This is a genomic window from Escherichia sp. KTE52, assembly GCF_000408325.1.
GTDB lineage: Bacteria > Pseudomonadota > Gammaproteobacteria > Enterobacterales > Enterobacteriaceae > Escherichia > Escherichia marmotae.
This window is the reverse complement of the sequence record NZ_KE138680.1, coordinates 928,525-952,078: the sequence shown is the minus strand read 5'-3', so window position 1 is coordinate 952,078 and position 23,554 is coordinate 928,525. Positions and strand designations below refer to the sequence as shown.

Annotated in this window: 18 protein-coding genes and 1 other RNA gene; 14 read left to right on the top strand and 5 right to left on the bottom strand. The window is 53.0% G+C overall.

Annotated features, from left to right (window positions below):
- Positions 1-5: 5 nt before the first annotated feature.
- The 6 genes from A1SC_RS22920 to dppF all read left to right on the top strand — a co-directional run bounded on the left by A1SC_RS22920 (position 6) and on the right by dppF (position 6,698).
- A non-coding RNA gene (locus A1SC_RS22920) (RtT sRNA) lies at positions 6-140 on the top strand.
- A gap of 708 nt (positions 141-848) precedes the next feature.
- Entirely contained in the window at positions 849-2,456 is a 1,608-nt protein-coding gene (gene dppA / locus A1SC_RS07110; protein ID WP_016262652.1) for a dipeptide ABC transporter substrate-binding protein DppA, read from the top strand.
- 306 nt (positions 2,457-2,762) lie between these two features.
- A complete protein-coding gene (gene dppB / locus A1SC_RS07115; protein WP_000938852.1) occupies positions 2,763-3,782 on the top strand; it encodes a dipeptide ABC transporter permease DppB in 1,020 nt (339 codons plus the stop codon).
- 9 nt (positions 3,783-3,791) lie between these two features.
- Positions 3,792-4,694 carry a dipeptide ABC transporter permease DppC gene (gene dppC, locus A1SC_RS07120; protein WP_000084684.1) on the top strand — a complete coding sequence of 301 codons (903 nt, stop codon included), beginning with the start codon at positions 3,792-3,794 and terminating at the stop codon, positions 4,692-4,694.
- Between the two features lie 10 nt (positions 4,695-4,704).
- Complete coding sequence (gene dppD, locus A1SC_RS07125; RefSeq protein ID WP_001196443.1) at positions 4,705-5,688, top strand: dipeptide ABC transporter ATP-binding protein; 984 nt, start codon at positions 4,705-4,707, stop codon at positions 5,686-5,688.
- Entirely contained in the window at positions 5,685-6,698 is a 1,014-nt protein-coding gene (gene dppF / locus A1SC_RS07130; RefSeq protein ID WP_000107039.1) for a dipeptide ABC transporter ATP-binding subunit DppF, read from the top strand. Before dppD ends, dppF begins: the two co-directional genes overlap by 4 nt.
- A 173-nt stretch (positions 6,699-6,871) precedes the next feature.
- Here dppF and A1SC_RS07135 read toward each other — a convergent pair whose 3' ends face one another.
- Both A1SC_RS07135 and A1SC_RS25510 read right to left on the bottom strand, forming a co-directional pair.
- On the bottom strand, positions 6,872-8,143 hold the full coding sequence (locus A1SC_RS07135) for an SLC5/6 family protein (RefSeq protein WP_001153786.1): 1,272 nt from the start codon (positions 8,141-8,143) through the stop codon (positions 6,872-6,874).
- 176 nt (positions 8,144-8,319) lie between these two features.
- The gene (locus tag A1SC_RS25510; RefSeq protein ID WP_166697530.1) at positions 8,320-8,550 is read right to left on the bottom strand and encodes a hypothetical protein; all 231 of its coding nucleotides are present in this window, start codon (positions 8,548-8,550) and stop codon (positions 8,320-8,322) included.
- 74 nt (positions 8,551-8,624) lie between these two features.
- Between A1SC_RS25510 and A1SC_RS25215 the strand changes: the two genes are divergently transcribed.
- Both A1SC_RS25215 and A1SC_RS22795 read left to right on the top strand, forming a co-directional pair.
- The gene (locus A1SC_RS25215) at positions 8,625-8,732 is read left to right on the top strand and encodes a type I toxin-antitoxin system toxin Ldr family protein (protein ID WP_000170974.1); all 108 of its coding nucleotides are present in this window, start codon (positions 8,625-8,627) and stop codon (positions 8,730-8,732) included.
- Positions 8,733-9,104: 372 nt separating this feature from the next.
- On the top strand, positions 9,105-9,212 hold the full coding sequence (locus tag A1SC_RS22795; RefSeq protein WP_000170974.1) for a type I toxin-antitoxin system toxin Ldr family protein: 108 nt from the start codon (positions 9,105-9,107) through the stop codon (positions 9,210-9,212).
- 85 nt (positions 9,213-9,297) lie between these two features.
- On the opposite strand, the gene bcsG is transcribed toward A1SC_RS22795, so the two are convergent.
- The 3 genes from bcsG to bcsE are packed head-to-tail and all read right to left on the bottom strand — an operon-like array spanning position 9,298 to position 12,733.
- Complete coding sequence (gene bcsG, locus A1SC_RS07140) at positions 9,298-10,977, bottom strand: cellulose biosynthesis protein BcsG (protein ID WP_000191615.1); 1,680 nt, start codon at positions 10,975-10,977, stop codon at positions 9,298-9,300.
- Positions 10,974-11,165, bottom strand: coding sequence for a cellulose biosynthesis protein BcsF (gene bcsF / locus A1SC_RS07145; RefSeq protein WP_000988302.1), 192 nt, complete (start codon positions 11,163-11,165; stop codon positions 10,974-10,976). The genes bcsG and bcsF overlap by 4 nt, the downstream gene beginning before the upstream one ends.
- The gene (bcsE, locus tag A1SC_RS07150; RefSeq protein ID WP_077767238.1) at positions 11,162-12,733 is read right to left on the bottom strand and encodes a cellulose biosynthesis c-di-GMP-binding protein BcsE; all 1,572 of its coding nucleotides are present in this window, start codon (positions 12,731-12,733) and stop codon (positions 11,162-11,164) included. Before bcsE ends, bcsF begins: the two co-directional genes overlap by 4 nt.
- 258 nt (positions 12,734-12,991) lie before the next feature.
- On the opposite strand from bcsE, the gene bcsR reads away from it, so the two are divergent.
- Genes bcsR through bcsC form a run of 6 tightly spaced genes read left to right on the top strand, consistent with a single transcriptional unit; the run spans position 12,992 to position 23,477 of the window.
- On the top strand, positions 12,992-13,180 hold the full coding sequence (gene bcsR, locus A1SC_RS07155) for a cellulose biosynthesis protein BcsR (protein ID WP_001063312.1): 189 nt from the start codon (positions 12,992-12,994) through the stop codon (positions 13,178-13,180).
- Positions 13,181-13,191: 11 nt separating this feature from the next.
- Positions 13,192-13,944 carry a cellulose biosynthesis protein BcsQ gene (gene bcsQ, locus A1SC_RS07160; RefSeq protein WP_000279553.1) on the top strand — a complete coding sequence of 251 codons (753 nt, stop codon included), beginning with the start codon at positions 13,192-13,194 and terminating at the stop codon, positions 13,942-13,944.
- Positions 13,941-16,559: a UDP-forming cellulose synthase catalytic subunit gene (bcsA, locus tag A1SC_RS07165; RefSeq protein ID WP_000025929.1), complete on the top strand. Its 2,619-nt coding sequence runs from the start codon at positions 13,941-13,943 to the stop codon at positions 16,557-16,559. Before bcsQ ends, bcsA begins: the two co-directional genes overlap by 4 nt.
- Before the next feature lie 10 nt (positions 16,560-16,569).
- On the top strand, positions 16,570-18,909 hold the full coding sequence (gene bcsB, locus A1SC_RS07170; protein WP_010377576.1) for a cellulose biosynthesis cyclic di-GMP-binding regulatory protein BcsB: 2,340 nt from the start codon (positions 16,570-16,572) through the stop codon (positions 18,907-18,909).
- 6 nt (positions 18,910-18,915) lie between these two features.
- Entirely contained in the window at positions 18,916-20,022 is a 1,107-nt protein-coding gene (bcsZ, locus tag A1SC_RS07175; protein ID WP_001517308.1) for a cellulose synthase complex periplasmic endoglucanase BcsZ, read from the top strand.
- Positions 20,004-23,477: a cellulose synthase complex outer membrane protein BcsC gene (bcsC, locus tag A1SC_RS07180; protein ID WP_016262649.1), complete on the top strand. Its 3,474-nt coding sequence runs from the start codon at positions 20,004-20,006 to the stop codon at positions 23,475-23,477. Before bcsZ ends, bcsC begins: the two co-directional genes overlap by 19 nt.
- Positions 23,478-23,554 lie beyond the last annotated feature (77 nt).

The following is a 23,554-nucleotide window of genomic DNA, read 5'->3' as shown; positions in this document are numbered from 1 at the left end:
TTTTTGCTTTCTGCGGTTTGAAGAGGATGAGAACCTCCGGGGGCAGAGAGGTTCGACTCAAGCGAAGCGAGAGAACGTTGCGCCAGCAACGGCCCGCAGGGCGAGCCACGAAGTGGCGAGTAATCCTCTATCACCGACCAAATTCGAAAAGCCTGCTCAACGAGCAGGCTTTTTTGCATTTGTGCCCGCTCGAACTCAGGCCAGATAAGCCGCGCCAGCGTCGCATCAGGCAAATGTGTCAGCCCATTGTCGGATGCGGCGTAAACGCTTTATCCAATCTACACACCACGCATTTCACTGCCAAATTTGCGCCCCATATCTCACTATCCATTAACGGATTTGTGACATATTCCATTGTCTTTTTTTATATTTGCTTAAATCTTTTCTTGCGTTACTTATGGCTGGCGCTGGCATTTTCCGCTGTGCGCTTTAACGTTCGCGGTATTAATCGCTCAGATAACCACCATTCCATCAGATTTTTTTCATTATCTGCCTAAAACTTAATCACCAGTTGTTGCGAAATATTAAGGTGATTGTTCTGGTTATGTTGGCATAGCACAAATTTCTCTGCTGCAAATAGCCTTGCGAAGTTTTTTTAATCTTTGTTTGTGGAATCTCACCGTTGTTGTAAATCCCGGTTGGCTGTATTGACGTTTTCACATTCTGTTGACAGATTGTAGGTCATGAGGGGCATTTTATGGAGGATCCGCACTGTTACACTGATGTAAATAAGTACGGCATCCCCACCTCTTTACGTTGACCCGACCGGGCAAAAAACAAAAAAGGTCAGGCGGCGACAACCCACTGCAAAGGGTTAAAACAACAAACATCACAATTGGAGCAGAATAATGCGTATTTCCTTGAAAAAGTCAGGGATGCTAAAGCTTGGTCTCAGCCTGGTGGCTATGACCGTTGCAGCAAGTGTTCAGGCTAAAACTCTGGTTTATTGTTCAGAAGGTTCTCCGGAAGGGTTTAACCCGCAACTGTTTACCTCTGGCACCACCTATGACGCCTCTTCTGTACCGCTTTATAACCGCCTGGTTGAATTTAAAATCGGCACCACCGAAGTGATCCCCGGCCTCGCTGAAAAGTGGGAAGTCAGCGACGACGGTAAAACCTATACTTTCCATCTGCGTAAAGGTGTGAAGTGGCACGACAACAAAGAATTTAAACCGACGCGTGAACTGAACGCCGATGACGTGGTGTTCTCGTTCGATCGTCAGAAAAATGCGCAAAACCCGTACCATAAAGTTTCTGGCGGCAGCTACGAATACTTCGAAGGCATGGGCTTGCCGGAGCTGATCAGCGAAGTGAAAAAGGTGGATGACAACACCGTTCAGTTCGTGCTGACTCGCCCGGAAGCGCCGTTCCTGGCTGACCTGGCAATGGACTTCGCCTCTATTCTGTCAAAAGAATATGCTGACGCGATGATGAAAGCCGGTACGCCGGAAAAACTGGACCTCAACCCAATCGGCACCGGCCCGTTCCAGTTACAGCAGTATCAAAAAGATTCCCGTATTCGTTACAAAGCGTTTGATGGCTACTGGGGCACCAAACCGCAGATCGACACGCTGGTCTTCTCTATTACCCCTGACGCTTCCGTGCGTTACGCTAAGTTGCAGAAGAACGAATGCCAGGTGATGCCGTACCCGAACCCGGCAGATATCGCCCGCATGAAGCAGGATAAATCCATCAACCTGATGGAGATGCCGGGGCTGAACGTTGGCTACCTCTCGTATAACGTGCAGAAAAAACCACTGGATGACGTGAAAGTTCGTCAGGCATTGACCTACGCGGTGAACAAAGACGCGATCATCAAAGCGGTTTATCAGGGCGCTGGCGTGGCAGCAAAAAACCTGATCCCACCAACTATGTGGGGCTATAACGACGACGTTCAGGACTACACCTACGATCCAGAAAAGGCGAAAGCTTTGCTGAAAGAAGCGGGTCTGGAAAAAGGCTTCTCCATCGATCTGTGGGCAATGCCAGTACAACGTCCGTATAACCCGAATGCTCGTCGCATGGCAGAGATGATTCAGGCTGACTGGGCGAAAGTGGGCGTACAGGCCAAAATCGTCACTTACGAATGGGGTGAGTACCTCAAGCGTGCAAAAGATGGCGAGCACCAGACAGTAATGATGGGCTGGACTGGCGACAATGGGGACCCGGATAACTTCTTCGCCACCCTGTTTAGCTGCGCTGCTTCTGAACAAGGCTCTAACTACTCAAAATGGTGCTACAAACCGTTTGAAGATCTGATTCAACCGGCGCGTGCTACCGACGACCACAACAAACGTGTTGAACTGTATAAACAAGCGCAGGTGGTCATGCACGATCAGGCTCCGGCACTGATCATCGCTCACTCCACCGTGTTTGAACCGGTACGTAAAGAAGTTAAAGGCTATGTGGTTGATCCATTAGGCAAACATCACTTCGAAAACGTCTCTATTGAATAATTAAAAGCCATACGAGACTGATGACAAACGCAAAACTGCCTGATGCGTTCCGCTCATCAGGCCTACGAGAATTTTGCAATGCATTGAGTTTGCAAGATTTTGTAGGCCGGATAAGGCGTTAACGGCGCATCCGGCATGAACAAAGCGCACTTTGTCAACAATCTGTATACCCGGTGGCGCTGGCCTCTGCGCGCAGCGCCATCCGGTAGCAATACTTCATTCCCTGCCCGATAAGGACAGGAATTGATTGGTGAGCAATGCAGACACGCAGTTCCAGGCTGTGCGTCACTACAGAGAATCCGGGTTATGTTGCAGTTTATTCTCCGACGTTTGGGACTCGTCATCCCCACGTTTATCGGTATTACCCTTCTCACTTTTGCCTTTGTCCACATGATCCCCGGCGATCCGGTGATGATCATGGCGGGCGAACGTGGGATCTCCCCAGAACGTCATGCGCAACTGCTGGCTGAACTCGGCTTAGATAAACCGATGTGGCAGCAGTACCTCCACTACATTTGGGGCGTTATGCATGGCGATTTAGGCATTTCGATGAAAAGCCGCATCCCGGTGTGGGAAGAGTTCGTGCCGCGCTTCCAGGCCACGCTGGAACTTGGCGTCTGCGCGATGATTTTTGCGACCGCGGTCGGCATTCCGGTTGGTGTGCTGGCGGCAGTTAAACGGGGTTCCATTTTCGATCACACGGCGGTTGGTCTGGCGCTGACCGGCTATTCAATGCCGATCTTCTGGTGGGGCATGATGCTGATCATGCTGGTTTCAGTGCACTGGAACCTGACGCCGGTCTCCGGTCGCGTGAGCGACATGGTGTTCCTCGATGACGCTAATCCATTAACCGGTTTTATGTTGATCGACACCGCCATCTGGGGTGAAGACGGTAACTTTATCGACGCCGTCGCACATATGATCTTACCTGCGATGGTGCTGGGTACGATTCCGCTGGCGGTTATCGTTCGTATGACGCGCTCCTCGATGCTGGAAGTGCTGGGCGAAGACTATATCCGCACCGCTCGCGCCAAAGGCCTGACCCGCCTTAGGGTGATTATCGTCCATGCGCTGCGCAACGCCATGCTGCCGGTGGTGACCGTGATCGGCCTGCAGGTGGGCACGCTGCTGGCGGGGGCGATTCTGACCGAAACCATTTTCTCCTGGCCGGGTCTGGGGCGCTGGTTGATTGACGCGCTGCAACGCCGCGATTATCCGGTAGTGCAGGGGGGCGTATTGCTGGTGGCGACGATGATTATCCTCGTCAATCTGCTGGTCGATCTGCTGTACGGCGTGGTGAACCCGCGTATTCGTCATAAGAAGTAAGGGAACATCATGTCACAGGTTACTGAAAATAAAGTGATTACTGCACCGGTGCCGATGACCCCGTTACAGGAGTTCTGGCACTATTTTAAACGCAACAAAGGCGCAGTCGTCGGGCTTGTTTACGTGGTCATCGTGCTGTTTATCGCGATTTTTGCCAACTGGATTGCGCCGTATAACCCGGCGGAGCAGTTCCGCGATGCGCTGCTCGCCCCGCCAGCCTGGCAGGAAGGCGGCAGCATGGCGCATTTGCTCGGCACCGATGACGTCGGTCGCGATGTGATGTCGCGCCTGATGTATGGTGCCCGGCTGTCACTGCTGGTCGGTTGTCTGGTGGTGGTATTGTCGCTGATTATGGGCGTTATTCTCGGCTTGATCGCTGGTTACTTTGGCGGTCTGGTCGATAACATCATCATGCGCGTGGTCGATATCATGCTGGCGCTGCCAAGCCTGCTGCTGGCGCTGGTGCTGGTGGCTATCTTCGGCCCATCTATCGGCAACGCCGCGCTGGCATTAACCTTTGTCGCCCTGCCGCATTACGTCCGTTTGACGCGCGCTGCCGTGCTGGTGGAAGTGAACCGCGACTATGTGACGGCTTCCCGCGTGGCGGGGGCTGGGGCGCTGCGCCAGATGTTCGTCAATATTCTCCCTAACTGCCTTGCACCACTGATTGTTCAGGCGTCGCTCGGCTTCTCTAACGCCATTCTCGATATGGCTGCCCTCGGCTTCCTTGGCATGGGCGCGCAACCGCCAACGCCGGAATGGGGCACCATGCTCTCCGATGTATTGCAGTTCGCGCAAAGTGCCTGGTGGGTCGTGACCTTCCCGGGTCTGGCGATCCTGCTGACGGTGCTGGCATTTAACCTGATGGGTGACGGTCTGCGTGACGCGCTCGATCCCAAACTGAAGCAGTAAGAGGTTCGAGATGGCGTTATTAAATATAGATAAATTATCGGTGCATTTCGGTGATGAAAGCGCACCATTCCGCGCCGTAGACCGCATCAGCTACAGCGTGAAACAGGGCGAAGTGGTTGGCATTGTTGGCGAGTCTGGTTCTGGCAAATCGGTTAGTTCGCTGGCGATTATGGGGCTGATTGATTATCCCGGTCGCGTGATGGCAGAAAAGCTGGAATTTAACGGTCAGGATTTGCAGCGTATTTCGGAAAAAGAGCGCCGCAACCTGGTCGGTGCCGAAGTCGCGATGATCTTCCAGGACCCGATGACCAGTCTCAACCCGTGTTACACCGTTGGTTTCCAGATTATGGAAGCGATTAAGGTGCATCAGGGGGGTAACAAAAGCACCCGCCGTCAGCGAGCGATTGACCTGTTGAATCTGGTCGGCATCCCCGATCCGGCATCGCGTCTGGACGTTTACCCGCATCAACTTTCCGGCGGGATGAGCCAGCGTGTAATGATCGCGATGGCAATTGCCTGTCGGCCAAAACTGCTGATTGCCGATGAACCGACCACCGCGCTGGACGTGACCATTCAGGCGCAAATCATCGAACTGCTGCTGGAGTTACAGCAGAAAGAGAACATGGCGCTGGTATTGATTACGCATGACCTGGCGCTGGTGGCGGAAGCGGCGCATAAAATCATCGTGATGTATGCCGGTCAGGTGGTGGAAACGGGTGATGCCCACGCTATCTTCCGTGCGCCACGTCATCCATATACCCAGGCATTGTTGCGTGCGTTGCCGGAATTTGCCCAGGACAAAGAACGTCTGGCGTCGTTACCTGGTGTGGTTCCCGGAAAATACGACCGCCCGAACGGCTGCCTGCTTAATCCGCGCTGCCCCTATGCCACTGACAAATGCCGCGCTGAAGAACCGGCGCTGAATATGCTCGCTGACGGGCGTCAGTCCAAATGCCATTACCCACTTGATGATGCCGGGAGGCCCACACTATGAGTACGCAAGAGGCCACCTCGCAACAGCCATTGTTGCAGGCTATCGACCTGAAAAAGCATTATCCGGTGAAGAAAGGTATGTTCGCGCCGGAACGTCTGGTGAAGGCGCTGGACGGCGTTTCGTTTACCCTTGAACGCGGCAAAACGCTGGCGGTGGTGGGAGAATCTGGCTGCGGTAAATCGACCCTCGGTCGGTTGCTGACGATGATCGAAACGCCGACCGGCGGCGAACTGTATTACCAGGGGCAGGATCTGCTCAAGCACGATCCGCAGGCGCAGAAACTGCGTCGGCAGAAAATCCAGATCGTCTTCCAGAACCCCTACGGTTCGCTGAATCCACGTAAAAAAGTCGGGCAAATTCTCGAAGAGCCGCTGCTGATTAACACCAACTTAAGCAAAGAACAGCGTCGGGAAAAAGCCCTGTCGATGATGGCGAAAGTCGGCCTGAAAACCGAGCATTACGACCGCTATCCGCATATGTTCTCCGGCGGACAGCGTCAGCGCATCGCCATCGCCCGTGGGTTGATGCTTGACCCGGACGTGGTGATTGCCGACGAACCGGTTTCCGCGCTGGACGTCTCGGTGCGTGCGCAGGTGCTCAACCTGATGATGGACCTACAGCAAGAGCTGGGGCTTTCTTATGTCTTTATCTCGCACGACCTGTCGGTGGTGGAGCACATTGCCGATGAAGTGATGGTGATGTACCTGGGGCGCTGCGTGGAGAAGGGAACGAAGGAGCAAATCTTCAATAACCCGCGTCATCCGTACACTCAGGCGCTGCTCTCTGCGACGCCGCGCCTGAACCCGGACGATCGTCGCGAACGCATCAAGCTCACCGGTGAACTGCCAAGCCCACTGAATCCACCGCCGGGTTGCGCCTTCAACGCTCGCTGTCGTAGACGTTTCGGCCTCTGCACACAGTTGCAGCCGCAGCTAAAAGACTATGGCGGTCAACTGGTGGCCTGCTTTGCTGTTGATCAGGATGAAAATCCGCAGAAGCCAGTTGTATAACCCACCCGATGAGACCGGTTTTCATGCCGGTCTCATATCAAAAATAATCTTTTAGTGTTTTACATATCGAATACATGTCTTTTTTGACCCTTTTTGTGACTCAGGAGCGTATCCAGGCTGTACTGCAATGCTATCGACATCGTCTGGGGCTGCTGTGAGTAGCCCCGTTGCTTTTACTCAATCAACTTCAACAGTGGCGACAAGCACAGCAAAATACCGTACAGCAGAATCAGCCAGGTTTTAAACCCGCGAAGTTTTTCCAGTTGTGCGACTTTATAGATCAGGAAAAACGGAATGAGGCACGACACAATGCCATATAACGGACTTCCTAACTGAAAGAACACCAGCACCGATACCCGAAATGAAACCCAAATGGTCAACGTAATGACGATAAAAGCGCAAATTGCCAGTGTCAGCATGCGTGAGTTAATTTTCTGGGTATCAATAATTCGGCTTAACAGATTGATAATAATGCCTTTAATGGCCTCGTGGAATCCAAGGTAAATGCCAAAGAAAGCGGTAAGTACAGCAAAGATATTCAACACCGTAGAGGTGATATGGATGATATGCCCGGGGATCACCTGAGCGGCCAACGCCAGTGCTGAGATATTTTGCTCAAACGCGGAAACCGCCTCTTCATGGCTAATCGAAAAGGTAAACGAAAAGGCAAAAAACAGAATTACTGCGATGAGCGTGATATAGCTAATCCGGTGAGTACGCAGTGCGAGTCGTGTTGCCAGTATTTTATTTGCTTCCCGTTTACGGTAGGCAATATTCATCGGGTTAAGCACCTGAATAAATACCGCAGAAAAGAAGCAAAAAGGAATCGTGAGCAGGACATCGCGGAAGAAGACAGAAGCCTCCGGAAAAGCGGTTATATTGGCGAAATTCCAGTGGGGGATCATTGCAAAACCGAACACCACAATAATGCCCACTTTGACCACTACCATTGGCCCGGAAATCTTAAACAACAACCGTTCTCCACCGGAAGCGATAGCGACCAGTATGGCGAAAATAGCCACTTTATAGACTAAAGATTGTGAAAGATCGGTATCAGTCAACCCGAAGGTTTTCAGATATGAAGCACTGTCGAAAACCACAGATAAGGAATAGATAAAAATTCCGTGGATAATCATCAAAAAGTAAATGACGCCGAGGAATATTCCCCAGTTCTTCCCCAGGTAATGACTGATAATATCGGTGTAGTCATTACAGGAGTCACTTTCAGAAAGTGTTTTTAAATAAATATCCTGTACTACCCAGGTTGCCGGATAAGCAATAATGGCTGCGGTGATAAATACCCAAATTCCCTTCAGCCCAATTTGTACTGGCATCAGCACCGTTCCGGCACCAATTGCCATTCCTATGCATAATAAAACCCAGCCGAAGTCGTATCGCGTAAATGGCAATTTCTGATCGCGTAGTTGTAATGTGTTGTCCTGCATAAAGTCCTGTCCAGAAAGAAGTCAGCCCCGCAAAGATGGTTATCCCCCGTTTCTCTTGCGCAACAGGCGGAGAAGTCGAATACGCAGTGTGCTAAGAATGAGGCAACAGATTCACCGGGGAGAATCGCGAGGAGGCGCAATTCTACAAAATTGCGCATTTCACTACCAGCCTGGTGTCAGATCGCGGGTAATGCGGACAGTGAAAATTCTGCAAACATGAAAATAAGCTGGAATGCATCGCGCAAAGTGAAAAACAGGCAGATACCAGGGGCAGAAAGCGTCAGTAGAATCAGCGGCAAGCCACCGGGTTCCGGTGAGGCGCAATGTTGCGGGGGCTTTATCCCTGGTGGCATTGGTTGCTGGAAAGAGAAAACCCCCGCACGTTGCAGATATATACCTGACAACATCACGGGGGCCATTCTTGAACCCAAACAACTCAAGAATAGCCGCGAAACGTTGTTATTACAACACAGGCGGCTATATGACGCTCGCGCAGTTAGGCATGGCCTTCTGGCACGATTTAGCGGCTCCGGTCATTGCTGGCATCCTTGCCAGCCTGATCGTGAGCTGGCTGAATAAGCGGAAGTAACGTGCCATGCGGGCGTCGGCTGCCGTAATGGCAATTTGCGCCCGAACCAGGCCGCAGGGATAAAACTCTGCGGTCTTTTTCGTGAGAAAAATGCAACGGCTGCAAGCCGATAATATTCTGCGGAATGCGCAGCACAGAGTGAAAAATTGAGAGATTTCAGGACAGATACGCTGCCGTAGAATCAGCGGCAAGCCGGAGGGTTCCGGTGAGGCGCAATGTTGCGGGGCTTTATCCCTGGTGGCATTGGTTGCTGGAAAGAGAAAACCCCCGCACGTTGCAGATATATACCTGACAACATCACGGGGGCCATTCTTGAACCCAAACAACTCAAGAATAGCCGCGAAACGTTGTCATTACAACACAGGCGGCTATATGACGCTCGCGCAGTTAGGCATGGCCTTCTGGCACGATTTAGCGGCTCCGGTCATTGCTGGCATTCTCGCCAGCCTGATCGTGAGCTGGCTGAATAAGCGGAAGTAACATGCCATGCGGGCGTCGGCTGCCGTAATGGCAATTTGCGCCCGGACCAGGCCGCAGGGATAAAACTCTGCGGCCTTTTTCGAGTTTACTGCGGGTATGGCACCCAATCACCACCATTCAACCGAACGTAAGGTTTGTTCTGGTATTGAATCACCACCGCGTTTGAATTCTCAGATACCGGCGCTGTTTGTGGCAATCCGCTGGTGAGTTTTTTCCAGTCAACATTGTCTTCGGTGAAAATTTTACCGTCGAGAACACGAACCACCAGGTCAGAAATTGCCAGGAAGCTGCTGGGTTGGTCGATAACAATCGGTGCGCCTTGATGCGGTGCCTTCATGCCGAAGAATTTTACGCCAACGGGGACATCAGTGATTGATGGGCTAGGGATATCACGCAGACCTGATACCTGCATTCTGTCACCTTTCAGCGCGCCGCCGTGCTCTGGTACGACGACGACCATCACTTTACGGTCCGATTTCTCCAGCTCGGTAAAGAAGGCGTCCAGTTCATCAAAGAACTTCTGCGCCCGCGCTTTGTAGTCTGCTGTTTTACTGACGCCCGGATAATGGTTGCCATCATGCAGTGGAAGCGTGTTGTAGAACGTGGCACTGCGGGTGTTTTTATCTTTTTCGGTTACGTCCAGCCAGCGGTTAAGCACGGCGGTATCGTCATAAACTGGCGAACCATCAAAGCCCAGTAAAATAACCGGCAGGTTTGTTTGATCCATCAATTCTGTCTGCATACCGCCATTTTCGCGCACTTCTTTCAGGAAGCCGCCGAACTGGCCGTTATGCCCCATCATCAAGTGCTGGGTGAAGCCCAGTTTTGACAAGTTATCGAACAGATAGCAGTCATTATTGGCTGGTTGATACAGATTGGTGTGCGAAGTCTGCCCACAACTGGCGCGCAGCAGACGAATTGCCGCCGGACCGCTGTATGAGGTGGCGGAGTTGAAGTTCTTGAACTCAATATCAAAATGCGACCATAACGGATGCGACATTAACCCGGCAGCTTCAATGTCCGACCAGGAGAGTGAGCAGATGTTGATGACCAGCAATTCAAATGGCTGTGCATCAGCCGGAAGAGCAGATGGGAAGGTTGACTTACGTTTCGCTTCGGCGTTATAGAAATTACTCAGCCAGGCATTAAGGTTTGCGGTTGTCGGCGGCGCGGTTTGCGCAGGCATATCACCAACCACCGGCGTACCGCCTGCGGCAGCGACAGTTGCTGCTGCGTTGCCACCTGTCGTTGTCACCGTCGTGGTCGGTTGACCGGCTGGCCAGAGGGAGAAACTTGGACCCGCCAGGGTAAGTACGTTCAACCACACCAGAATGGCGACGACAAAAATGGTGACGCGAATCCATTGCGACAGGAATAACCAGGCCACTAACAATACAAAAATGGCTCCGATCATCTGCCAGTTAATAAAGCGAGTGACGAGGTCGATTAAATAATCGGTACTGAAACCGGCGACCTGCGAACCCTGACTCATGATGCTTTCCGGGCCAGGCAACCAGGTGTCGTGCCAGAACAATGCAAAACCGATTGGCAGGGCTATCCAGTGACGTAGACGGTGCAGGCTGTAGCGTGGAATCGGCATCAGCAGGAACGCGGCAAATACCAGGTTTAGTAGCGGATGGAAGTTAAGATAGCCCGCCCACAGCAGGCCGAACTTAACCAGAAAATAGAAGTTCCAGCCAGAAAGGCCGCGCCAGTATTGCCAGAGGGAAGAAGGCATAGCAGTGTTTTGGGTAAATTGAGTCATTTTTTGGTTGCCCTGGCTTTTTCCGCACGGCGTAATGTACCGGCCGGTTTTACATAACGAGGTTTAGCGAATAACAAACGCAAAGTGTCACGAATACGCCGCAGAGAATGTCGAGCCAGATAGCCCAGCGGGAAAAATATCAGTGCACAAACGATAATAATTTCAATGATATCGCTGATGGTCATCATGATGAACGCTCCACAGCATCATCCAGCAATCTCAGTGGTTCAGGTATGCGTCGCCAGTTGCGACCATCGTGTTCGGCATTAATGATTGGCGTGGAGCCTTGCGTTAAAGGCAGCGGCATACCCCATTGTTCCGGCGCTAACAGGCGCATTTGCACCAGCTCGGCGCTGATTTGGTCATCTTCAAACCAAACCATGCGGTTGGAGAAAATATCGCCAGTAGGCAGTGGGAAAATATGGTTCAACGCGGTATCCAGATCATTAATCCGGCAGAAAGAGAGAAACAGCACCAGTCGATTGCCACCAATCGTCATAATATCTCCGGTACGATTAGGGCGGCACAGCGTCAGTGCTTGCTCGACACGGATGCCAGGCACCGGGCGCAGAGCCACCAGAACGCCTTTACCGTGAGCAGGTAACAAGGTGTTATTCATCATGTTATTAACCGCATCACAGAACACATCCCACTTCTGAAACCCCCGCAGTTTAATCGGCTGAGTCATCGACAGCAGTGTGGTGATATCTTCCGGTACATAGCGACTGAACTTCTGCCCCTGCACGCTTTCAATCATCGTCAGACAGCGAGAGAGTGGAGCGTTCCATGGAATAACCATATTTGCGCCGCAGGCCAACAATAAACGCTCGTCGGTGGCGCGCAGGCTGGCGATATTTTCCCGCACGAGGATTTTCAATGCGCTGCCACGCTGGCGGCGCAGAGTATGAATACTGCGGGCCAAAGGTTCAATTTGTCCATTTTGCTGTAAAGAGAAAACGACCGTTGCTGCCTGAGCGGTACGGGCTTCATTGAACAAGGCTTCGTTATTGTCGAATAGCTTCCAGTGTTCCGATAGCGGTGGCGCGCCTTCCAGTACAGCAATATTACTGAGAATACGTTTTTCATCGCTGCGTGGTTGGATCTCTGCCTCTTCACGCTGAACTAACGCCCAGATGCCATTTTGATGCTGGACGGTCAGTTGCTGACGGGCGCTGACGCCTTTTTCGTTACACCAAAAGGCGATATCCAGCAGATGCTGATCACCCTGAAAACGTAAACTGGCGAGTCCAAAAAGCGAACGGTACTCCTCCAACAACAATGAAAATTGTTTATCGTTATTATTTCCAGGATTAATTACCAGCAGTGAACAATGGTTTAATCTACTCCACTTGTTCATTTTCTCCAGCCATAAGCGAAGCCGCTCGGCAGGAATGTTTTGCCATGCGTTATTTGCGCAAAAAAGAATGAAAAGGTAATTTTGAGGATCAATAGAACACTGTAAATCACGTGGCAAATAGTATAGACCCTTTTCATGATTTAGCATCGAAAATAATTTTATTTTTTCTGGTCCTTGAGAATCATCTAATTTGAAGTATTTGTCAGGATCGTTGTCCATGCTAATGACCGCGACTTTCGCGGTTTCGGCCTGAGATGCAATGGTTTGATTCACCAGACTGATAGCATCTTCATAGCGATCGACGTTAAACCACCAGGTGCCGCCTGCTGGCATATGTCGCAGCTCATCCCATAAGGATGAGATACCGATAGAGAATACAGGGTCCACAGTGTCCCTCAAGTCGCCATTTTGTCTGATTATCAGTTTACTAGCGAAAGCTAAGAAATAAACCTACCATTGAAATTAAAACTTATCAGATTTAGCATGTGAATCAATTTAGCAGGTCAGAAGCCTTGTGATATCAGCCTTTTCGTTTTTTAGTTTTTCTGTTGCGTAACGGAAAGCCAAAAAATGAGCGAACTTCTGTGCCACCGTTAGCAATAAAGCGGTGAAAGTGTCTTACTGTGTAATATGTTTATTTCATAGGGATCATCCATAATGAATAACAATGAACCCGATATTCTGCCTGATCCCGCGATAGGCTATATCTTCCAGAATGATATTTTGGCGCTAAAACAGGCTTTTTCACTGCCTGATATTGATTATGCCGATATTTCTCAACGCGAACAGTTGGCTGCAGCATTAAAACGCTGGCCGCTGTTGGCTGAGTTTGCGCAGCAGAAGTAGGGGAGTGGTAAATGGCCGTACTGGGATTGCAGGGGGTGCGGGGTGGCGTGGGTACTACAACCATCACTGCCGCGTTAGGCTGGTCATTGCAAATGTTAGGAGAAAATGTCCTGGTGGTCGATGCCTGCCCGGACAATTTGCTGCGCCTGTCATTTAACGTTGATTTTTCTCACCGTCAGGGCTGGGCAAGAGCCATGCTGGATGGTCAGGACTGGCGTGATGCCGGGCTACGTTATACCTCGCAGCTCGATCTGCTGCCCTTTGGTCAACTGACTCTCGAAGAACATGAAAATCCCCAACACTGGCAAACGCGATTGGGCGAGATTTGCACCGGTATTCAGCAACTGAAAGCTAGCGGGCGTTATCAATGGATTTTGATCGATTTACCACGCGACGCCTCGCAGATAACGCATCAGTTGCTGAGTCTGTGCGATCACACCCTGGCAATCGTTAAAGTGGATGCCAACTGTCATATTCGGCTGCATCAGCAGGTACTACCTGCTGGCGCGCATATTTTAATTAATGATTTTCGCGTAGGTAGCCAGGTTCAGGATGATATTTACCAACTATGGTTGCAAAGCCAGCGGCGCTTGTTGCCGATGTTGATCCATCGTGATGAAGCGATGGCTGAATGTCTGGCGGCAAAACAACCGTTGGGCGAATACCGTAGCGATGCGTTGGCGGCAGAAGAGATTCTAACGCTGGCGAACTGGTGTCTGTTGAACTATTCCGGGCTGAAAGCGTCAGCCGGGAGCGAATCATGAGTATTCTGACCCGGTGGTTGCTTATCCCGCCGGTCAACGCACGTCTTATCGGGCGTTATCGGGAATATCGTCGTCACGGCGCGTCGCCTTTTAGCGCGACGCTCGGCTGTTTTTGGCTGATTCTCGCCTGGGTATTTATTCCGCTGGAACATCCGCGCTGGCAGCGTATTCGAGCAGAACATAAAAACCTTTATCCGCATATCAACGCCGCGCGCCCGCGTCCGCTGGATCCGGTCCGCTATGTAATCCAGACCTGCTGGTTGTTAATCAGTGCTTCACGCAGAGAAACGGCGAAACCGCGCTGGCGTTCGTTTTCACGCTTGCAGAATATTCGTGGTCGTTATCATCAATGGATGGATGAGCTTCCGGCTCGCTTCAGTCATAACACGCAACATCTTGATGAGAAAAAAGAGCTGGGCCATATAAGCGCCGGAGCACGGCGCTTTATTCTTGGCATCATCGTGACGTTCTCGCTGATTCTGGCGCTGATTTGCGTCACCCAGCCGTTTAACCCACTGTCACAGTTTATCTTCCTGATGTTGCTGTGGGGTGTAGCGCTAATGGTGCGGCGTTTACCGGGACGCTTCTCTGCACTGATGCTGATTGTGCTGTCGCTCACCGTTTCGTGCCGTTATATCTGGTGGCGCTACACTTCCACGCTGAACTGGGACGATCCGGTTAGCCTGGTGTGTGGCTTAATTCTGCTGTTCGCGGAAACTTACGCGTGGATTGTGCTGGTGCTTGGCTACTTCCAGGTGGTATGGCCGCTGAACCGTCAGCCAGTACCGCTGCCAAAAGATATGTCGCAATGGCCATCGGTGGATATTTTTGTGCCGACATACAACGAAGATCTTAGCGTGGTGAAAAATACGATTTACGCCTCGCTGGGTATCGACTGGCCGAAAGATAAACTCAATATCTGGATCCTCGACGATGGCGGCAGGGAAGAGTTTCGTCAGTTTGCACAAAATGTTGGGGTGAAATATATCGCCCGAACAACTCATGAACACGCTAAAGCCGGAAATATCAACAACGCACTGAAATATGCCAAAGGCGAGTTCGTGTCGATTTTTGACTGCGACCACGTACCGACGCGCTCGTTCCTGCAAATGACGATGGGCTGGTTCCTGAAAGAGAAGCAGTTGGCGATGATGCAGACACCGCACCATTTCTTCTCACCAGACCCATTTGAACGCAACCTGGGGCGTTTTCGTAAAACGCCGAATGAAGGCACGCTGTTCTACGGTCTGGTGCAGGACGGTAACGATATGTGGGATGCCACCTTCTTCTGCGGTTCTTGTGCGGTGATTCGCCGTAAGCCGTTAGATGAGATCGGCGGCATTGCTGTCGAAACCGTGACCGAAGATGCGCATACATCTCTGCGTTTGCACCGTCGTGGCTACACCTCTGCGTATATGCGTATTCCGCAAGCGGCGGGGTTGGCGACCGAAAGCCTGTCGGCACATATCGGTCAGCGTATTCGCTGGGCGCGTGGGATGGTGCAAATCTTCCGTCTTGATAACCCGCTTACCGGTAAAGGGTTGAAGTTCGCGCAACGGCTGTGTTACGTCAACGCCATGTTCCACTTCTTGTCGGGCATTCCACGGCTGATCTTCCTGACCGCGCCGCTGGCGTTCCTGCTGCTTCATGCTTACATCATCTACGCACCCGCGTTGATGATCGCGTTGTTTGTGCTGCCGCACATGATCCATGCCAGCCTGACCAACTCGAAGATTCAGGGTAAATATCGCCACTCGTTCTGGAGTGAAATCTACGAAACAGTGCTGGCGTGGTATATCGCGCCGCCGACGCTGGTGGCGTTAATTAACCCGCATAAAGGCAAATTTAACGTCACCGCCAAAGGCGGCCTGGTGGAGGAAGAATATGTCGATTGGGTGATCTCGCGACCGTACATCTTCCTCGTCCTGCTCAACCTGTTTGGTGTCGCTGTTGGCATCTGGCGTTACTTCTACGGCCCGCCAACTGAAATGCTCACCGTGGTTGTCAGTATGGTGTGGGTGTTCTACAACCTGATTATTCTCGGCGGCGCGGTAGCGGTATCGGTTGAAAGTAAACAGGTACGGCGTTCGCATCGTGTAGAAATGACGATGCCAGCGGCCATTGCCCGCGAAGACGGCCACCTTTTCTCCTGCACTGTTCAGGACTTCTCTGACGGCGGTCTGGGGATCAAGATCAACGGTCAGGCGCAGATTCTGGAAGGACAGAAGGTGAACTTACTGCTCAAACGCGGTCAGCAGGAATATGTCTTCCCGACTCAGGTGGCGCGCGTGATGGGTAACGAAGTTGGGCTGCAATTGATGCCGCTTACTACCCAGCAACATATCGATTTTGTGCAGTGTACGTTTGCCCGTGCGGATACATGGGCGCTCTGGCAGGACAGCTACCCGGAAGATAAGCCGCTGGAAAGTCTGCTGGATATTCTGAAGCTCGGCTTCCGTGGCTACCGCCATCTGGCGGAGTTTGCGCCTTCTTCAGTGAAGGGCATTTTCCGCGCGCTGACTTCTCTGGTTTCCTGGGTTGTTTCGTTCATTCCGCGCCGCCCGGAGCGGAGCGAAACGGTACAACCATCGGATCAGGTTTTGGCTCAACAATGATGATAACGCGATGAAAAGAAAACTATTCTGGATTTGTGCAGTGGCAATGGGGATGAGTGCATTCCCTTCTTACATGACGCATGCGACGCCTGCAACGCAACCACTGATCAATGCTGAGCCAGCCGTACCTACTCAGGCGGAGCAGAGCCCGCAGGTGGGGCAGGTGATGCCGGGCGTGCAGGGAGCGGATGCGCCAGTCGTCGCGCAGAACGGCCCTTCACGGGATGTGAAGCTGACTTTTGCGCAAATCGCGCCGCCGCCGGGCAGCATGGTGCTGCGTGGCATCAACCCGAACGGCAGTATTGAGTTTGGTATGCGCAGCGACGAAGTGGTAACGAAGGCGATGCTTAACCTTGAATATACGCCGTCGCCGTCATTGCTGCCTGTCCAGTCGCAGTTAAAGGTTTATCTGAATGATGAACTGATGGGTGTGCTGCCAGTGACCAAAGAACAGTTGGGTAAAAAGACACTGGCGCAAATGCCGATTAATCCGCTGTTTATTACCGACTTCAACCGCGTGCGGCTGGAGTTTGTCGGTCATTATCAGGATGTGTGCGAAAACCCGGCCAGCACCACACTTTGGCTGGATGTCGGACGCAGTAGTGGGCTGGATCTGACGTATCAATCACTGAATGTGAAAAATGACCTGTCGCACTTCCCGATACCGTTCTTCGACCCACGCGATAACCGTACTAATACGCTCCCGATGGTCTTTGCCGGTGCGCCGGATGTGGGGCTGCAACAGGCTTCCGCCATTGTTGCCTCGTGGTTTGGTTCCCGTTCCGGCTGGCGTGGGCAGAACTTCCCGGTACTCTATAATCAACTTCCTGATCGCAATGCCATTGTTTTTGCCACTAACGACAAACGCCCGGACTTCCTGCGCGATCATCCGGCAGTAAAAGCCCCGGTGATTGAGATGATCAACCATCCGGAAAATCCTTACGTCAAGCTGTTGGTGGTTTTTGGTCGTGACGACAAAGACCTGTTGCAGGCAGCGAAAGGTATCGCCCAGGGCAATATTCTGTTCCGCGGCGACAGCGTAGAAGTGAAAGAAGTCAAACCGCTGCTGCCACGTAAGCCGTACGATGCGCCGAACTGGGTGCGTACCGATCGTCCGGTCACCTTTGGCGAGCTGAAAACCTATGAAGAACAGTTACAGTCCAGCGGTCTGGAACCGGCTGCGATTAACGTCTCGCTAAACTTGCCGCCGGATCTCTATCTGATGCGTAGTACCGGTATCGATATGGATATCAACTATCGCTACACCACGCCGCCGGTGAAAGACAGTTCACGGATGGATATCAGCCTGAACAACCAGTTCCTGCAATCCTTCAATCTGAGTAGCAAACAGGAGGCAAATCGCCTGCTGCTGCGTATACCTGTGTTACAAGGCTTGTTGGATGGTAAAACCGATGTCTCGATTCCGGCGCTGAAACTGGGAGCCACCAACCAGTTACGCTTTGACTTTGAATACATGAACCCGATGCCGGGCGGTTCGGTGAATAACTGTATTACCTTCCAGCCGGTGCAGAATCACGTGGTGATTGGCGATGACTCCACCATCGACTTCTCGAAGTATTACCACTTTATACCGATGCCGGATTTGCGCGCGTTTGCTAACGCGGGCTTCCCGTTCAGCCGGATGGCGGATCTGTCGCAAACCATCACCGTGATGCCAAAAACGCCAAATGAAGCGCAGATGGAAACGCTGCTCAATACCGTTGGCTTTATTGGCGCACAGACGGGCTTCCCGGCGATTAACCTGACGGTGACCGATGACGGCAGCGCCATTCAGGGGAAAGACGCCGATATCATGATCATCGGCGGTATCCCTGAAAAACTGAAAGACGATAAGCAGATCGATATGTTGGTACAGGCCACAGAAAGCTGGGTGAAAACGCCGATGCGTCAGACGCCATTCCCGGGGATTGTGCCGGACGAAAACGACCGCGCGGCAGAAACCCAGTCAACGCTGACGTCTTCCGGCGCGATGGCGGCGGTGATTGGCTTCCAGTCACCGTATAACGACCAGCGCAGTGTGATTGCGCTGCTGGCGGACAGCCCTCGCGGTTATGAAATGCTTAACGATGCGGTGAACGACAGCGGCAAACGCGCCACCATGTTTGGCTCGGTAGCGGTGATCCGTGAATCTGGCGTAAACAGTTTGCGTGTCGGTGATATCTATTACGTCGGACATCTGCCGTGGTTCGAACGCTTGTGGTATGCACTGGCGAATCACCCGATTCTGCTGGCGGTGCTGGCGGCAATCAGCGTGGTGTTGCTGGCCTGGGTACTGTGGCGTCTGCTGCGTATCATCAGCCGTCGTCGTCTTAACCCGGATAATGAGTAATTGATGATGAATGTTTTGCGTAGTGGAATCGTGACGATGCTGCTGCTGGCTGCCTTTAGTGTTCAGGCTGCCTGCAGTTGGCCTGCCTGGGAGCAGTTCAAAAAGGATTACATCAGTCAGGAGGGGCGCGTCATTGACCCCAGTGATGCGCGCAAAATTACCACCTCCGAAGGGCAAAGTTACGGCATGTTCTTTGCCCTGGCGGCTAACGACCGTGCGGCTTTCGACAACCTTCTCGACTGGACGCAGAACAATCTCGCCCAGGGGTCATTAAAAGAACATTTGCCCGCCTGGCTATGGGGCAAGAAAGAGAACACGAAGTGGGAAGTGCTGGACAGTAACTCAGCCTCTGACGGCGATATCTGGATGGCCTGGTCACTGCTGGAAGCAGGACGATTGTGGAAAGAGCAACGCTATACCGACATCGGTAGCGCGTTGTTAAAACGCATTGCGCAAGAAGAAGTGGTGACGGTGCCAGGGTTGGGTTCCATGCTGTTACCGGGCAAAGTGGGCTTTGCTGAGGATAACACCTGGCGCTTTAACCCGAGTTACCTGCCTCCAACGCTGGCGCAGTATTTCACCCGCTTTGGCGCGCCGTGGACTACGCTGCGCGAAACCAATCAGCGCTTACTGCTGGAAACTGCACCGAAAGGTTTTTCACCAGACTGGGTACGCTATGAGAAAGACAAAGGTTGGCAGTTAAAGCCGGAGAAAACGTTGATCAGCAGTTACGACGCTATTCGCGTCTATATGTGGGTCGGCATGATGCCGGATAGCGATCCGCAAAAAGCGCGGATGCTCAACCGTTTTAAACCGATGGCAACATTTACCGAGAAAAATGGTTATCCACCGGAGAAAGTTGATGTCGCGACGGGGAAAGCGCAGGGTAAAGGGCCAGTCGGTTTTTCTGCGGCTATGTTGCCGTTTCTTCAGAACCGTGATGCGCAGGCTGTACAGCGCCAGCGCGTAGCCGATAACTTTCCTGGTAGCGATGCCTATTACAACTATGTGTTGACCCTGTTTGGACAAGGCTGGGATCAACACCGTTTTCGCTTCTCGACAAAGGGTGAGTTATTACCTGACTGGGGCCTGGAATGCGCAAATTCACACTAAATATCCTTACGCTTTCCCTCGGTCTGGCCATGATGCCGATGGTCGAGGCGGCACCAACCGCCCAGCAACAGTTGCTGGAGCAGGTTCGGGTGGGCGAAGCTACCCATCGTGAAGACCTGGTGCAGCAGTCGCTGTATCGTCTGGAGCTTATCGATCCGAATAACCCGGATGTGGTTGCTGCTCGTTTTCGTTCATTATTACGTCAGGGAGACACTGACGGGGCGCAAAAACAGCTCGACCGACTGTCGCAATTAGCGCCGAGTTCAAATGCGTATAAATCGTCGCGTACCATCATGCTGCTTTCCACGGCAGATGGTCGTCAGGCACTGCAACAGGCGCGTTTACAGGCCACCACGGGGCACGCAGAAGAAGCCGTGGCAGGTTACAACAAACTGTTTAACGGAGCGCCGCCGGAAGGTGATATTGCCGTCGAGTACTGGAGTACAGTGGCGAAAATTCCGGCGCGTCGTGGCGAAGCGATTAATCAGCTAAAACGCATCAATGCGGATACACCGGGCAATACGGGGTTGCAAAACAATTTGGCGTTATTGCTGTTTAGCAGCGATCGCCGTGACGAAGGTTTTGCCGTGCTGGAACAGATGGCGAAATCCAACGCCGGGCGAGAGGGTGCCGCTAAAATCTGGTACGCACAGATAAAAGACATGCCTGTCAGTGATGCCAGCGTGCAGGCGCTGAAAAAATATCTCTCAATCTTTAGCGATGGCGATAGTGTGGCACTGGCGCAATCGCAACTGGCAGAACAACAAAAACAACTGGCTGATCCTAATTTCCGCGCTCGTGCGCAAGGTTTAGCCGCGGTGGATTCAGGCATGGCGGGTAAAGCTATTCCCGAACTGCAACAGGCGGTGCGCGCTAACCCGAAAGACAGTGAAGCTTTGGGTGCGCTGGGCCAGGCGTATTCCCAGAAAGGCGATCGCGCGAATGCGGTGGTGAATCTGGAAAAAGCCCTCGCGCTGGACCCGCACAGCAGTAACAATGACAAGTGGAACAGCCTGTTGAAAGTGAACCGCTACTGGCTGGCGATCCAGCAGGGTGATGCTGCGCTGAAAGCCAATAATCCAGAGCAGGCCGAACGGTTGTTCCGGCAGGCGCGCAGTGTTGATAACGCCGACAGCTATGCAGTGCTGGGACTGGGTGATGTGGCAATGGCGCGCAAAGATTACCCCGCCGCGGAACGTTATTATCAGCAGACGCTGCGCATGGACAGCAGCAACACCAACGCCGTGCGCGGACTGGCGAATATTTATCGCCAGCAGTCACCGGAAAAAGCCGAAGCGTTTATTGCCTCGCTCCCGGCCAGCCAGCGGCGCAGCGTTGATGACATCGAACGCAGCCTGCAAAACGATCGTCTGGCACAGCAGGCGGAGGCACTGGAAAATCAGGGCAAATGGGCGCAGGCGGCAGCGCTTCAGCGGCAACGGCTGGCGCTGGATCCCGGCAGTGTATGGATTACTTACCGGCTGTCGCAGGATCTCTGGCAGGCCGGGCAACGTAGCCAGGCCGATACCCTGATGCGCAATCTGGCACAGCAGAAACCAGACGATCCGGAGCAGGTTTACGCTTACGGGCTGTATCTCTCCGGTCACGATCAGGAGCGGGCGGCGCTGGCGCATATCAACAGCCTGCCGCGCGCGCAGTGGAACAGCAATATTCAGGAGCTGGTTAATCGGCTGCAAAGCGATCAGGTGCTGGAAACCGCTAACCGTCTGCGGGAAAGCGGCAAAGAGGCCGAAGCGGAAGCGATGCTGCGCCAGCAACCACCTTCCACGCGCATTGACCTCACGCTGGCCGACTGGGCGCAGCAACGGCGTGATTACACCGCCGCCCGCGCTGCGTATCAGAATGTCCTGACGCGCGAGCCGAATAACATCGACGCCATTCTTGGCCTGACGGAAGTGGATATTGCTGCAGGCGACAAAGCGGCAGCGCGCAGCCAACTGGCGAAACTGCCCGCCACCGATAACGCGTCGCTGAACACGCAACGGCGTGTGGCGCTGGTGCAGGCACAGCTTGGCGATACCGCGGCGGCGCAGCAGACGTTTAACAGGCTGATCCCACAGGCAAAATCTCAACCACCGTCGATGGAAAGCGCGATGGTACTGCGCGATGGCGCGAGTTTTGAAGCGCAGGCGGGGGAACCGCAGCAGGCGCTGGAAACCTACAAAGACGCAATGGTCGCATCCGGTGTGGCGACAACGCGTCCGCAGGATAACGACACCTTTACCCGTCTGACCCGCAATGACGAGAAGGACGACTGGCTGAAACGCGGCGTGCGCAGCGATGCGGCGGACCTCTATCGTCAGCAGGATCTCAACGTCACCCTCGAACATGATTACTGGGGTTCGAGCGGTACTGGTGGCTATTCTGATCTGAAAGCGCACACCACCATGTTGCAGGTGGATGCGCCGTATTCCGACGGGCGAATGTTCTTCCGCAGTGATTTCGTCAATATGAACGTTGGCAGTTTCTCCGCCGACGCTGAGGGTAAATGGGATAACAACTGGGGCACCTGTACGTTACAGGATTGTAGCGGCAATCGCAGTCAGTCGGATTCCGGTGCCAGCGTTGCTGTCGGCTGGCGCAATGACGTCTGGAGCTGGGATATCGGCACCACGCCGATGGGCTTCAACGTGGTGGATGTCGTTGGCGGCATCAGTTACAGCGACGACGTGGGGCCGCTTGGTTACACCATTAACGCCCATCGTCGCCCCATCTCCAGTTCCTTGCTGGCCTTTGGCGGGCAAAAAGACTCCCCGGGCAACACCGGGAAAAAATGGGGCGGCGTGCGTGCTGATGGCGTGGGGCTAAGCCTGAGCTACGATAAAGGTGAAGCGAACGGCGTCTGGGCATCGCTTAGCGGCGACCAGTTAACCGGCAAAAATGTTGAAGATAACTGGCGCGTGCGCTGGATGACGGGCTATTACTATAAAGTCATCAACCAGAACAATCGCCGCGTCACCATTGGTCTGAACAATATGATCTGGCATTACGACAAAGACCTGAGTGGGTACTCACTCGGTCAGGGCGGTTACTACAGCCCGCAGGAATACCTGTCGTTTGCCGTACCGGTGATGTGGCGTGAGCGGACGGAAAACTGGTCGTGGGAGCTGGGGGCGTCTGGCTCGTGGTCGCATTCACGAACCAAAACCATGCCGCGTTATCCGCTGATGAACCTGATCCCGACTGACTGGAAAGACGATGCAGCCGGCCAGACCAACGACGGTGGCAGCAGTCAGGGCTTTGGCTACACGGCGCGGGCATTACTTGAACGCCGCGTCACATCCAACTGGTTTGTCGGTACGGCAATCGATATCCAGCAGGCGAAAGATTATGCGCCCAGCCATTTCCTGCTCTATGTACGGTATTCCGCCGCCGGATGGCAGGGCGACATGGATTTACCGCCGCAGCCGCTGATACCTTACGCCGACTGGTAAGTTTTCAGATAGCGCCTCTCTTAATGCCGCTGCGATCGGGTATACTCGGGCGGCAATCTGGGATTTCCGGGGGGAGA